At 70.7% G+C, this 11,454-nt stretch carries 14 protein-coding genes; 5 read left to right on the forward strand and 9 right to left on the reverse strand.

Going from position 1 to position 11,454, the window contains the following annotated elements; translation table 11 throughout:
* Positions 1-8 precede the first annotated feature (8 nt).
* From PZC42_RS10705 to PZC42_RS10725, 5 genes are read right to left on the reverse strand one after another with little or no spacing between them, the layout of a single operon-like run.
* Positions 9-446: a GNAT family N-acetyltransferase gene (locus PZC42_RS10705; protein WP_277210869.1), complete on the reverse strand. Its 438-nt coding sequence runs from the start codon at positions 444-446 to the stop codon at positions 9-11.
* On the reverse strand, positions 443-1,024 hold the full coding sequence (locus PZC42_RS10710; RefSeq protein WP_277210871.1) for a 1-acyl-sn-glycerol-3-phosphate acyltransferase: 582 nt from the start codon (positions 1,022-1,024) through the stop codon (positions 443-445). The genes PZC42_RS10705 and PZC42_RS10710 overlap by 4 nt, the downstream gene beginning before the upstream one ends.
* 9 nt (positions 1,025-1,033) lie before the next feature.
* Positions 1,034-2,152, reverse strand: coding sequence for an AI-2E family transporter (locus tag PZC42_RS10715; RefSeq protein ID WP_277210873.1), 1,119 nt, complete (start codon positions 2,150-2,152; stop codon positions 1,034-1,036).
* 28 nt (positions 2,153-2,180) lie between these two features.
* Positions 2,181-2,675: an SRPBCC family protein gene (locus tag PZC42_RS10720; protein WP_277210874.1), complete on the reverse strand. Its 495-nt coding sequence runs from the start codon at positions 2,673-2,675 to the stop codon at positions 2,181-2,183.
* A 2-nt stretch (positions 2,676-2,677) separates the two neighbouring features.
* Complete coding sequence (locus PZC42_RS10725; RefSeq protein ID WP_277210876.1) at positions 2,678-2,986, reverse strand: ArsR/SmtB family transcription factor; 309 nt, start codon at positions 2,984-2,986, stop codon at positions 2,678-2,680.
* Between the two features lie 155 nt (positions 2,987-3,141).
* On the opposite strand from PZC42_RS10725, the gene PZC42_RS10730 reads away from it, so the two are divergent.
* The 3 genes from PZC42_RS10730 to PZC42_RS10740 are packed head-to-tail and all read left to right on the forward strand — an operon-like array spanning position 3,142 to position 5,781.
* The gene (locus tag PZC42_RS10730; protein WP_277210878.1) at positions 3,142-4,308 is read left to right on the forward strand and encodes a hypothetical protein; all 1,167 of its coding nucleotides are present in this window, start codon (positions 3,142-3,144) and stop codon (positions 4,306-4,308) included.
* A gap of 44 nt (positions 4,309-4,352) precedes the next feature.
* Positions 4,353-5,021 carry an O-methyltransferase gene (locus PZC42_RS10735; protein ID WP_277210880.1) on the forward strand — a complete coding sequence of 223 codons (669 nt, stop codon included), beginning with the start codon at positions 4,353-4,355 and terminating at the stop codon, positions 5,019-5,021.
* 49 nt (positions 5,022-5,070) lie between these two features.
* The gene (locus PZC42_RS10740; RefSeq protein ID WP_277210882.1) at positions 5,071-5,781 is read left to right on the forward strand and encodes an alpha/beta hydrolase; all 711 of its coding nucleotides are present in this window, start codon (positions 5,071-5,073) and stop codon (positions 5,779-5,781) included.
* Positions 5,782-5,808: 27 nt separating this feature from the next.
* Here the strand turns inward: PZC42_RS10740 and PZC42_RS10745 are convergent, their stop codons facing one another.
* Genes PZC42_RS10745 through PZC42_RS10755 form a run of 3 tightly spaced genes read right to left on the reverse strand, consistent with a single transcriptional unit; the run spans position 5,809 to position 9,060 of the window.
* Positions 5,809-6,360: a histidine phosphatase family protein gene (locus PZC42_RS10745; protein ID WP_277210884.1), complete on the reverse strand. Its 552-nt coding sequence runs from the start codon at positions 6,358-6,360 to the stop codon at positions 5,809-5,811.
* 50 nt (positions 6,361-6,410) lie between these two features.
* Positions 6,411-7,358: a hypothetical protein gene (locus PZC42_RS10750; protein WP_277210886.1), complete on the reverse strand. Its 948-nt coding sequence runs from the start codon at positions 7,356-7,358 to the stop codon at positions 6,411-6,413.
* A 46-nt stretch (positions 7,359-7,404) separates the two neighbouring features.
* Positions 7,405-9,060 carry a cation:proton antiporter gene (locus tag PZC42_RS10755; RefSeq protein ID WP_277210889.1) on the reverse strand — a complete coding sequence of 552 codons (1,656 nt, stop codon included), beginning with the start codon at positions 9,058-9,060 and terminating at the stop codon, positions 7,405-7,407.
* Positions 9,061-9,522: 462 nt separating this feature from the next.
* On the opposite strand from PZC42_RS10755, the gene PZC42_RS10760 reads away from it, so the two are divergent.
* The gene (locus tag PZC42_RS10760) at positions 9,523-9,951 is read left to right on the forward strand and encodes a YfbO family protein (protein WP_277210891.1); all 429 of its coding nucleotides are present in this window, start codon (positions 9,523-9,525) and stop codon (positions 9,949-9,951) included.
* Between the two features lie 41 nt (positions 9,952-9,992).
* Here PZC42_RS10760 and PZC42_RS10765 read toward each other — a convergent pair whose 3' ends face one another.
* The gene (locus PZC42_RS10765) at positions 9,993-10,364 is read right to left on the reverse strand and encodes a hypothetical protein (protein ID WP_277210893.1); all 372 of its coding nucleotides are present in this window, start codon (positions 10,362-10,364) and stop codon (positions 9,993-9,995) included.
* 112 nt (positions 10,365-10,476) lie between these two features.
* Here PZC42_RS10765 and PZC42_RS10770 point away from each other — a divergent pair, with 112 nt between their 5' ends.
* Positions 10,477-11,409 (forward strand): cold-shock protein, encoded by a 933-nt coding sequence (locus PZC42_RS10770; protein ID WP_277210895.1) that lies wholly within the window; start codon positions 10,477-10,479, stop codon positions 11,407-11,409.
* The last annotated feature ends 45 nt before the right edge of the window (positions 11,410-11,454 follow it).

The raw sequence follows: 11,454 nt of genomic DNA on the forward strand, positions 1-11,454 counted from the left end.
TGGGGCGGTCAGGCGGGATCTTTCGTCTCCCGGTTGTCGCGTCCGTGCAGGATGCGCTGGAACAGCAGGTGGTCCCGCCACTCGCCCGCGATGCGCAGGTACTGCGGGGCCATGCCGATCTTCTCGAACCCGGCACGTTCGAGCACCCGCTGGGACGCCGTGTTGTGGACGAGCGTCGCCGCCTGCAGGCGGTGCAGCCCGAGGTCGGAACGGGCGAGGTCGACGGTGGCGCGCACGGCCGCCGTCATGATCCCGCGGCCCGCCAACGCGCCGTCGATCCAGTAGCCGAGGTGTCCGTTCTGGAAGACGCCGCCGACGATGTCGTTGACGTTGACCCGGCCGACGACCTCGCCGTCGCGTTCCAGGACCAGTGGCCACTGTCGTCCGGCCTCGTGCCCGCGGAGCCCCGCGAGGACCTGTGCGGTCTGGCCCCGGCCGGGCGTCACACGCCGTCGGGCTCCGAGCGCAACCGCGGTTCCGTGCGCAGCTTCGGGTTGAACCCCGCCTTGTCGGCGTAGAAGGCGCGGACGCGGTCCATGTCCGCCCCGACGTCGCCGGTGAGCTCCAGGGTGGGTCCGAGGCCCGTGGTCATCGTGGTGCGGTCCACGTAGCCGAGGGTGACCGGCAGGCCGGCCTCGCTTGCGATGCGGTAGAAGCCGGACTTCCAGCCGTCGCCCGAGCGGGTCCCCTCCGGGGTGACGACCAGGTGGAACACCTCGCCGCGGGCCACGTGCTCCAGGACGTCGAGCACGACGCGCGACGGGTCGCGGCGGTCGACGGGGATGCCACCGAGCGCCCGCATGACCGGGCCTTTCCAGCCGCTGAACAGGGTGTGCTTGCCCAGCCAGCGGATGTCCATGTCGAGCCGCCACGAGATGGCGATCATCAGCACGAAGTCCCAGTTGGACGTGTGCGGTGCACCGATGAGGATCCCCGCACGCTGCGGCACGGGCTCGCTGCGCAAGGTCCATCGGCTGAGGCGCCAGAAGAGGCGTGCGACGGCGCGACGCGACGAGGAGAGCATCGGACGATCCTACGGCGCGGCCGGCGCGGCGCCCTCGGCGGGCGGGATGCCGCCGTCGACCGGCGTGGCTGCCGCACGTTCGAGCGCGCGGAACCTCTCGGAGATCTTGATGAGGATCGCCACCACCGGGGTGGACAGCGCCGCGCCCAGCAGCCCGAACAGCGCACCGCCGGCGATCGTGGAACCCAGGATGACGATGGGGTGCAGCTTGAGGGCGCCCTGCGTCATGAAGGTCTGGATGATGGTCTGCACCGCGTTCTGGGCGATGAGGATGACGGCCAGCATCACCAGGGCCGGGACGAACCCGCCGGACCCGAGCGCGATGAGCACGGCGAAGGCGCCGGAGACGATCGCGCCGAGGAACGGCACGTAGGAGGTGATGAACGTGATCACGGCGATGGTGAAGGCCAGCGGCAGGTCGAGGAGCCAGGCGGCGACGCCCACGAGGATCGACACGACGATGCTCGAGACGGTCAGGGCCAGGAAGTACCGGCGCATCGCCCACGTGCCGTCGCCGATGATCCCGGCGCCGATGTCCTCGGCGACACCGAGGTTGCGTGCGGTCCAGCGGGTCAGCTGGTCCCAGTCCGCCAGCACGAAGTAGAGCAGGAAGATCCCGACGAACGTCCCCATGGCCAGGGCAGCCGTGCCGGAGAACACGTTGCCGAGCTGCGCCGTGAAGCCCGAGAGCAGCATGGTGCCCCACTCGGGGAGGCCGTCGTCGGCACCGCCACCGAACTCCGGGAGGTCGACCCCGAGGTCGGCCGCCCAGGCCTGCAGCGCGGCGAACCCTTCGGTGAGCTGCCGGCCGATCTCGGTGGCCTGCTGCACGACGCCGCTCACGGCCATGCCGATGGTCCCGACGGCGACCAGCAGGAGGGCCAGCAGCACGACGATCGCGGCGAGCGGTCGGGGCATCCAGCGGGCCAGCCGGAAGCACAGCGGGGCGAAGAGCGCGCCGACGACGAGCGCGACGATCAGCGGGATCACCAGGCCCGAGATCATCGAGGTGCCGTAGTAGACGGCGACGGCGGCGAGCGCCAGCCCGACGAAGGCCCAGGCGCTGCGGCCCCAGCGTTCGAGCGTCGATCGGTCTCGTCCGACAGCAGGGACGGCAGCAGGTCTCATGGCGCAAGAACCTACCGGAGCGGAGTCGTCAATCGGCGTAGAGGGGTGCCACGGCCTCGATCCGCGACCACGCGGCCTCCACGGCGTCGTCCGCGCCGTCGGCAGCCAGCACGAGGGCGTCGAGCATGACGTGCCAGCCGACCGCGAACTCCGGCGCCGGCCCCGCGGCCACGTCGGTGTGCGTCAGCGTCAGGCGCGTGCCGCCGTCGTCGGCCTCGAGGCCCCAGCGCACGAGCGAGTCCGGCACGCCGTCCCAGACCCAGGTGTGCGTCAGGTGGTGGGGTTCCGCGACGGCGGTCACCTCGCCGGTGGCGGTGCCCTCCTCGCCGAAGTCGAAGACGGCGGTGCCGCCCACGCGGGGCTCGATCCGGCACCCCGGCAACCAGCGCTGCAGGAGCTCGGGCTCGGTGAGCCATGCCCAGGCACGCGCCGGGGGCACGGGCAGGCGGCGGACGAACTGGATCTGAGCGGCACCGGACGGGTCCAGGCCCAGGGTGCCTCGGGCGTCGTTCAGGGTGGTCATGGTCAACCTTCCTCGTCGGCTGCGATCTCGCGCTCGAGCCGGTCGAGCGCGTCGTTCCATCGGGACTGCTGGGCCTCGAGCCAGGAGCCCGCCTCGGCGAGGGCCTCGGCGTGCAGGGTGTAGCGGCGCTCGCGGCCGGCCTTGCGGACGGTGAGCACGCCGGCTGCGACCAGGGTGCTCAGGTGCTGGGAGACGCCGGGGCGGGAGATGTCGAAGTGCGCGGCGATCTCGCCGGCGGTGCGTTCACCGGCGGCGACCAGCTCGACGATGCGGCGGCGGTGCGGGGTGCCGATCGCCTCGAAGATGTCCATGGATATATGTAAGCACAGACTTACGCGTTGCGCTCGGAGGTGGCCGCGCACGAGGCAACGTTCGCCTCGGGCATCTTTCACCCGATCGCCGATGTCACACGGACGCGGCGGCGCCCTCCCTCGGTAGTAACGGCCCGAACAGAGAGGTGATCCTCATGGAGGCATCGGAACACCGGTACGCCGGCGACCACGTCAGGCTCCATCAGCCCGGGGTGTCGGTCCCCACCCGCGACGGGGTGGTCATGGTCCGGCTCGACCCGGGCGGCCCGGGTGGGCAGTCGGAGATGCTCACTTACGGCCAGGTGGTGGCGCTGGGTGGCGACTTCTACGGCGTCCCGGGCGAGAAGCCCATCAGCGACGGCAGCACCACCAGCGACCGGGAACGGCTCTTCGACGAGGCGTTCAACACCCTGTGGACCGCGGACCGCGGCGAGCTGCACGCGATCCTGCGATTGATGGAGGAGGAGTGGGAAGCCGTCGTCGTGGCTCACCCGGCCAGTCCGGAGAAGGCGTTCGCCGACCTCGGTGACTCGCTCAGCTACGCCTGGAACGAGGTGACCGGCGGAGCCCCGGCGAGCGAAGGGGCGTACGGGCTCTGGCGCAAGCCGGGACGGTTCATCCGCCTGGCCATCGCGAACATGGACCACTTCGGCAAGGACGCAGAGAAGGCCTACCTGGCCGGTCACGCGGCCGCCTGCGCGATGGCGCCGCACGACCTCAACCGCGCGATCGCCATGAACGCGTTCGCCGACCACTACCTCACGGACCTCTTCGCCTCGGGCCACATCCGCACACCGCGGCGCCTGCTCAACGACACGGCGTGGACCGGTGAGAGCGCCCTCTCCCGGCAGACGATCGGTGGTCTGCTGTCTCGTGCCATGCACGGCGAGGAGAACAGGACCGGGCTGCACGTCGCCTCGACACGCAAGCCGGAGGGCTGGGTCGCCTACGGCGACCGCGTCGAGCTCGAACCGAAGGCGGCGGCGAACCTGGCCGAGGCGATCAGAGCGGTACAGGCGTCCTTCGACGACGTCCTGCGCTCCGCGCAGGGCGTCCCGCCGACGTTCACCGCCCTGCAGTACGTCCCCCACGTTCCCGGGCCGTACCCCCCGACGCACGGCCCGAGCATCGCCCCGATGTTCGTCGACGTCCGCGGTGTGCCCGAGCTGCGCGGTCGCTGGCGCGACATGGGACCTGGTCCCACCGACGTGTACTCCTACGTGTCCCGGTACTTCTGGGGAACCACGGTGGCGGCCGTGTTCGGCAGGGACCTGCTCAGCGATGCCGAGCGAGCGTTCGCGAAGGCCTTCCTCGGGCAGTGACCGGTGCCCGTGTCACGACCGGGCCGGTATGCCAGGATCGGGGCATGGGAACTGACCAGCCGTGGCACGACGTCGACTCCTACCTGGTGGGCGAGCTCGTGGAGGAGGACGACGCGCTCGTCGCCGCCCGCGAGCTGGGGCGCGAGCACGGGCTGCCGCCCATCGAGGTCGCACCGAACCAGGGCGCGTTCCTCGCGCTCGTGGCGCAGATGGTCGGCGCGCGACGTGTCCTCGAGCTGGGGACGCTCGCCGGGTACAGCACCATCTGGCTCGCGCGAGCCGTCGGGCCCGAGGGGCGCGTGACGACCGTCGAGCTCGACCCGCGGCACGCGGACGTCGCGCGGCAGAACCTGGGACGCGCGGGCCTCGCCGAGCGGGTCGACGTCGAGGTCGGCCCGGCGCTCGACGTGCTCGCCGGACTCGTCGACGCCGGCACCGAGGCGTACGACCTCGTGTTCATCGACGCCGACAAGGCGAACATGCCCGCCTACCTTGAGCTGACGCTGCGGTTGGTCCGCGCCGGCAGCGTGATCGTCGGGGACAACGTGGTGCGTCGCGGCGGCGCCGTCGACCCGGCCAGCGAGGACCCGAACGTCCAGGGCGTGCGAGCGTTCCTCCACGCCCTCGGCACCGATCCGCGGCTGGAGGCGACGGCGCTGCAGACGGTCGGCTCGAAGGGCTGGGACGGGTTCGCGATCGCCCGCGTGCGCTGAGCGTGCGCATCCTCCGAGTCAACAGGAGGAGGTGTGCCAGCTGACCGCTGTGGTTCTCGTTCACGGTCTGTACCACTGCCCTGAGCACTTCGCGGTGGTGGCAGAACGCCTGCGTGCCGCAGGAGTCGAGGTCGTCCTGCCTGAGCTCCATCGGCGTTCGCTGCTCGCCGACACGGCGGCAGTCCAGGCGGCCGTCGACGCGCTGGAGTGCCCTCCGCTCGTGGTGGGCCACTCCTACGGCGGCTCGGTGATCACCGGGGTGCGTGGAGCAGGACACCTGGTCTACCTGGCGGCCTTCGTCCTGGACGTCGGCGAGAGTGCCGCGGGCCTGGGTGGGGCGTCCGCGAAGCTCCGGGGAGCGATCAGGCCTGGACCCGACGGCGCGACGAGCCTGGATCCCGATCAGGCGGCGGGCGTCCTCTATGGTGACTGTCCCGAGCCCCTCGCCCGCTGGGCGATCGGTCTCTTGCGCGTGCAGGCTCCTGGTTGCGGGCGAGGAACTCCCGAGCATCACGCCTGGAAGCACGTGCCGTCGACCTACGTCGTCTGTGCCAACGACCAGGCGATCGATCCGGGTCTGCAGCGGATGATGGCCGGACGCTGCACCTCGGTGCGCGAATGGCCGACGGGACACTCCCCGTTCGTCGGCAGGGCCGAGCTCGTCGTGGAACTCGTGCACGAGCTGCTCTCACCGGGAACCCCGCGGATGTCCCGCGGAGTCGGCCAGACGCCTCGGGCCTCGTCGGCGAAGCCGAACTGACGGTTGGTGGCGATCGCCGCCACATGGTCAGAGTGTTGGATGGTCCGCAGCACGCGGTAGGCCCTGGGCATGCACGGTGATCACGTCGGGCATGGCGAGGGTTCGCCAGCGCTCAAGGTCGGGCTCGGTACCGGTGAGCTCGGCCGCGAGCAGGGTCCAGGCAGTTCCGTGACCGACCAGCACCACATCCTTCCCAGGGCTCGCGACCAGGAGCTCTCGGGCCGCCTTGACCACTCGTCGGCGGGTCTCCTCCAGCGCCTCCCAGCCGTCGCGGACTGCCGAGTCCGGTCGGGCGAATGCCTCGGCCATCGCGTTCTGGAAGTCGTCGACCCAGGCGCCCACGCCTCGGTCGTGCTCGCGCAGGTCGTCGACGACGTCGACCTCCCGTCCCGCCAACAGGTACGCCGTGCGCGCGGCTTTGGGCTCTGGCGAGGTGAACCAGACGGCGTCGTCTGACCAGGGCGCGCGTGAGGCAAGCTCGGCGACGGCGTCCTCATGCTTCGGATCGAGCTGCCAGGCAGGTGCCGGCGTGCCGGGGACGATGCTGGGCCGACCGTGCCTGACGAGGTACAGAGCCATGGCGGCACGCTAGCAATCGGTAGCGACGGATCCCCGCTGCTGACCATCGCCTAGTTCTTCGACAGCAACGACCTCGTGTTCGCGGACGGATACGACGAGCTGTGCGACACGCCGTCCGTGCCGGACGGAGCGCCCATCCAGAACGTGAGGCTGGCATCAAGATCTGCTCGCAGGGCATCCACGCGGTAGCCGGGTGCCTTGCGGAGCAGCTTCGTCCCGATGGCGGCGACGATCGTGCGCAGGTCGTCGGCGAGGCCCGCGCACTGTTCAGGCAAGGGCACGGGTGCTTCGGCCGCTGTGTAGTGTCTCGTGACGGTCAGCATGGTCTCGCCCTTGCGGCGCGACATCCGGCCGACGTCCAGCCGAGGCCTGACAAAGCTGCGGACCCCGTCGCGCGCGATCACGTCCGCCGGAGCGTGGAAGTACTCCTTGGCGAGGCCTGGCCCTCCGTCCGGGAAGCTCCAGGCCAGACGGATGCCGGCATAGCCGAAGCCTGCCCCGTAGTCGCGGGCGAGCCGCTGATCGAGCAGCCCGCGCAGCCGCTCGGCCTCCGCGGCGAAAGGCACAGCTTCGCGCTGGACGTGGCCGAAGCGCGTCAGGCGCAGCGGGTTCTTCGGCAGCATCACCCGCTGGGTGTCGAGTCGTTCACGGGCTCCGGTCGTGGTCGGCGTCGCGCCGTCGAGCACGAGCATCCCCCCGCGCACGACCCAACCGCGTTCACCTCCGTCGGCCAGGGAGAAGTCCGCCCGCTTCAGAGACGTGTACATCGACCCGTTGATCCAGCGATCTGCGATCGCCTCGACGGCGGTCTCCGCACCCCACCCGAGGAGGGCGAGCGCCTCGCACACGCGCACCAGGCGGTTCCACTCGGTGGCGTTGCCGTAGTTCCGCAGCCGTGCGAACTCCGCGAGCAGCAGTGCCCGGGTCTCGTCGGAGTCGTTCGCTCGTCCCCACTCGTGCAGATGGTCGAGATCGTCGCGAGCGAACAGTTCTTCCACCCGCCCAGGCTAGATCAGGGCCGCGGCCACGCCGGCCGGCTGACCTTCATGCCAGGCCCGATTCCCCGTCCTCGTTCTCCCCGAGATGGTCGGCGATGTGGTCGAGCACCGCTGCGGTCGCCGCGGAGTACGGCTCGATCACGACGTCGGCATCGGTCTCCTCCAGGCGCTGCGCGTCGCGAGCCGAGATGGCGGTCAGGGCGATGCACCCGGGGTATCCGTGGTGGCGCAGGGCATGCAGCAGGGTGAGGTTGACGTCGGCCGACGGGACCGTGCACACCACCCAGCGTGCCTGGGCGAGCGGGAGCGACTCCAGGAAGTCGATGTCCTCGGCGCTGCCGAAGAGCGCCGTGACGCCGCGACCGTTCCACGCGTTGACGATGTCGGGGTCGAAGTCGACCGCGACGACGGACCGGCCCGCTGCGGTGAGCCGGTCCACGAGCTGACCGCCGAGCCGGCCGAGGCCGTAGACCAGGATGTCGGCCTCGGGTGCGTCGTCGGGAATCGTGTGCTGGTGGGCGGTGCGACGCTGGAAGACGCCCAGGAACGGGCTGAGCTTCTCGAACAAGGGCTGGGAGTACAGGATCATGTAGGTCGAGGCGCCGATGGTGATCAGTCCGACGACGGTGATGAGGCTGACCGTGAAGGACGTGATGTGGCCCAGGCTGAGCCCGAGCGCGGCGAGGATGAGCGAGAACTCACTGATCTGGGCGACCGTGAGCCCGGCCTTGAAGGACACCCGCACGGGGTACCCCATCAGCCCCATGATGACCAGCACGATCAGCGGGTTCCCGACGAGGACGAACGCCGACAGCACGGCGGCCTCGCTGAGCTGGCGGGAGGCGTCGGCGAACTCCAGCTGCGCGCCGAGCGCCAGGAAGAAGAACAGCAGGAGGAAGTCGCGCAGGCTGACGAGCCTCGCGCCGATGGCCTCGCGGAACGGTGTCGACGCCAGCGACATCCCGGCGAGGAACGCGCCGACCTCCGTGCTGAACCCGAGCCAGGCGCTCGTCGCGGCGATGGAGACCGCCCAGGCGACCGCGAAGAGCACGAGCAGCTCCTGGGAGCGAGCCACGTGGTGGAGCAGTCGGGGGATGACGTAGCGCATGGCCAGGGCGACCCCGGCGAGCAGCGCGACACCCTTGCCGATCACGAGGGTGACGTCGAGTGCGACGTTGTCGCTGGTCTCCTGCCCGAAGGCGGTCAGGGCGATCATGACCAGGACCACGACGAGGTCCTGCACGATGAGGAAGCCGACGGCGATGCGCCCGTGCAGCTCGTCGATCTCCCGCTTGTCCGACAGCAGCTTGACGATGATGATCGTCGAGGAGAACGTCAGGGCCACCGCGACGTAGAGGGCCGTGACATGGTCCATGCCGAGGGCCAGAGCGATGCCGTAGCCGATCGCGGCCGTGAACGCGACCTGGCCCAGACCGGTGGCGAGCGCGACCGGACCGGTCGTGCGGATGAGGTGGAGGTCGAGCCGCAGGCCGACCAGGAACAGCAGGATCGTGATGCCGAGGTGCCCCAGCAGCTCGATCTCCTCGATGTCGCTGGCCCACCCGGTACCGACCGGCCCGACCAGGATCCCGACACCGATGAACGCGACGATCAACGGCTGCCGCAGACGGTTCGCGAGCAGGCCGACGCCGGCCGCCACCGCGAGGATCGCTGCGAGCAACGAGAGGTCCTGCCCTGTCATCGGGCGACCACCTCCCTCCGAGACCGCCGGTCCGCACGGGCGGCGAAGCTGCTCTGCACCATGGCGCATGAGCGAGATGCCACCACCGTGTCACCCCTACGACGGCTCGGCAGGTCGGGGCGGACGACGGCGGCAGTCGTCACCGGATCTGTCGGGCGTGGAGGGGGGCGCCAGCGTGCGAGGCGAGGTCAGGACCGTCGTCGGCCGACCGTGCTGGTGGTGCGTCAGGTTGCCTGCTAAAACTGCACTAGGCATCATGTCAAATGCGCATCAGGGTTCCTGCCAGGGCTGTATCAGCAAGGGGCCAGAACAGGACGGTGCTCATCTCTTCCTTCCGCAGCTGGCCGGCGCCGAGGCGTCGCCCTCAACATGTCACCTGCGGCCCGTCGCCACCAGTCCCGGTCACGCGCGCCGTCGCGGCCTGGCGAGCCGAATGGCGTGCGGCGCCCTAGCATCGTCCCCGTGATCACCCGCGATGAGGTCCTGGGGCGTGCCGCCGACGGCGGCGACCGGATCCCGATGCTGACCCTCGCCGAGTTCTTCGACGGCAACGACGTCGAGGACTCCATCGCGCCGAACCAGTACGGCTACGGGCGGCCCGACCTTGCCGAGATCGCCGCGCGCCTGAGAGCCCTCGAGGTGGACGACGCCGTGGCATGGGTGCGGGTCCAGCTGCACGAGGAGATGTTCGAGGACGACTACGACGACGTCGTGGCGGAGTCGGTGGCGATCTGCACCGCGCTGCCGGACGACGTCGTGGACGTCCGCGTCGGCGTGGAGGAGCTGCAGTCGGAGCCCGTGTGGGAAGGCCTCTCCTACGACCGGGACGAGTTCTGCGACGTGCCGGCCGTGCCGGACGGGCACCGCGTGCTGACGCTCGTCTGGAACTGAGCGGCGCCCTGCTCGGGTAGCCCGCGCGGGCCGACGCACGGTCAGGGCGGCCAGTAGCCGCCCAAGAATCCCCAGCCGTATACCGCGGCGCACAGCCCGACGAGAGCGACCAGGATGACCAGGCGTCGCCGAGGTCGGGGCGCGGTCGGCTCGGGCGCCGTCGACGCCGGCGGCGACGGCGTGGTGCCGGACCGTACAGCCGCGACGACCGCCACGACGAGAGCGACCATGACGACGGTGCCAGCCACCATCACGACCGCGGCGTCCTGGGGGAGCGCGGGGCAGCCCGCGGGCGCGTCGTCGTCGGGGCAGGTCCGCCAGGGCTGCAGGAGGAAGACGAACGTGACGACCGCTGCGACGCCGGCGGTCGTCACGGAGGTTCGGACGATCGACGTCGGTCGCTGCGTTCTCATTCGCGCAACGTAGCGGACGGTGGCTCCGTGGCAGCCCGGTGCGAGTGATCCGTGTGCGCTTCTGTCAGGGACACTGGGGGGCAGCAGCTTTTTCCGAGACAAGGAGTTCACAGTGCCCCAGGGAACAGTCCGATGGTTCGACACCGACCGAGGGTTCGGCTTCATCGACCTCGGGAACGACGCCGAGGACCTGTTCGTGCATGCGTCCGAGATCGTCGGAGACGACGGGCCGAAGGTGCTCCGCGAGGGGCAGGCCGTCGAGTTCGAGGTGGGCGAGGGTGACCGTGGCCCGCAGGCGCGACGGGTCCGGGTCACGGGCGACCTGGCCGCCGACGCGCCCGCGGGCGTGCTCGGCACCGTCAGCTGGTACGAGCCGGCCAAGGGGTACGGGTTCGTCACGCCCGACGGCGGTCGCGGCGAGATCTTCGTGCACAGCTCGGCCATCGTCGGGGGCGGTGTGATCTTGGAGGGGCAGCGGGTGGCGTTCCTCGTCGTCGAGGGGGAGAAGGGGCCGCAGGCGGACCACCTGCTGCCGCTCGCGGCGGAGGCCGCGCGGCATGCTGCGCCCTCAGATGGCGCGGACGGCACCGTGACCTGGTACGACGGCACCAAGGGCTTCGGGTTCATCGCTCCCGAGACGGGCGGTGAGGACGTCTTCGTCCACGTCAAGGCGCTGACCGGTGGCCTGACCGAGCTCTCCGAGGGTGCTCGCGTGACGTACGACGTCGTCGCCGGCGACAAGGGGCCGAACGCCCGCAACGTGCGGCTCGTGCGTGGCTCCGGTGCGCGCGGTGGCGCGGACCGTGGCCGGTCGGGCCGTCCCGCGGCGTCCGGCGGCCCAGTGCGCGGAGGTGAGGGCACCGTCGCGCGCTACGACGCGGACCGGGGGTTCGGCTTCATCACCCCGGATTCCGGGGGCGAGGACCTATTCGTGCACGTGTCGGTCGTGCGGGGCTCCGAGGTCCTGGAGGAGGGCGACCGGGTCCGCTTCAAGGTGCGTCAGAGCGACCGGGGGCCGCAGGCCGACGGTGTCGAGCTGGTGTGAGCAAGGCGTGATGGAGTGAGGTCTTGTCAAGGGGCAGGGCGAGTC

Origin of the sequence: Isoptericola croceus (genome assembly GCF_029382255.1) — a bacterium.
Taxonomy (GTDB): domain Bacteria; phylum Actinomycetota; class Actinomycetes; order Actinomycetales; family Cellulomonadaceae; genus Isoptericola; species Isoptericola croceus.

Bases quoted from the DNA above. Each gene is read 5' to 3' on its own strand.
- PZC42_RS10730 (WP_277210878.1), top strand. From the start codon at position 3,142: ATGGAGGCATCGGAACACCGGTACGCCGGCGACCACGTCAGGCTCCAT.
- PZC42_RS10725 (WP_277210876.1), bottom strand. From the start codon at position 2,986: ATGGACATCTTCGAGGCGATCGGCACCCCGCACCGCCGCCGCATCGTC.
- PZC42_RS10735 (WP_277210880.1), top strand. From the start codon at position 4,353: ATGGGAACTGACCAGCCGTGGCACGACGTCGACTCCTACCTGGTGGGC.
- PZC42_RS10720 (WP_277210874.1), bottom strand. From the start codon at position 2,675: ATGACCACCCTGAACGACGCCCGAGGCACCCTGGGCCTGGACCCGTCC.
- PZC42_RS10745 (WP_277210884.1), bottom strand. From the start codon at position 6,360: ATGGCTCTGTACCTCGTCAGGCACGGTCGGCCCAGCATCGTCCCCGGC.
- PZC42_RS10715 (WP_277210873.1), bottom strand. From the start codon at position 2,152: ATGAGACCTGCTGCCGTCCCTGCTGTCGGACGAGACCGATCGACGCTC.
- PZC42_RS10710 (WP_277210871.1), bottom strand. From the start codon at position 1,024: ATGCTCTCCTCGTCGCGTCGCGCCGTCGCACGCCTCTTCTGGCGCCTC.
- PZC42_RS10765 (WP_277210893.1), bottom strand. From the start codon at position 10,364: ATGAGAACGCAGCGACCGACGTCGATCGTCCGAACCTCCGTGACGACC.
- PZC42_RS10755 (WP_277210889.1), bottom strand. From the start codon at position 9,060: ATGACAGGGCAGGACCTCTCGTTGCTCGCAGCGATCCTCGCGGTGGCG.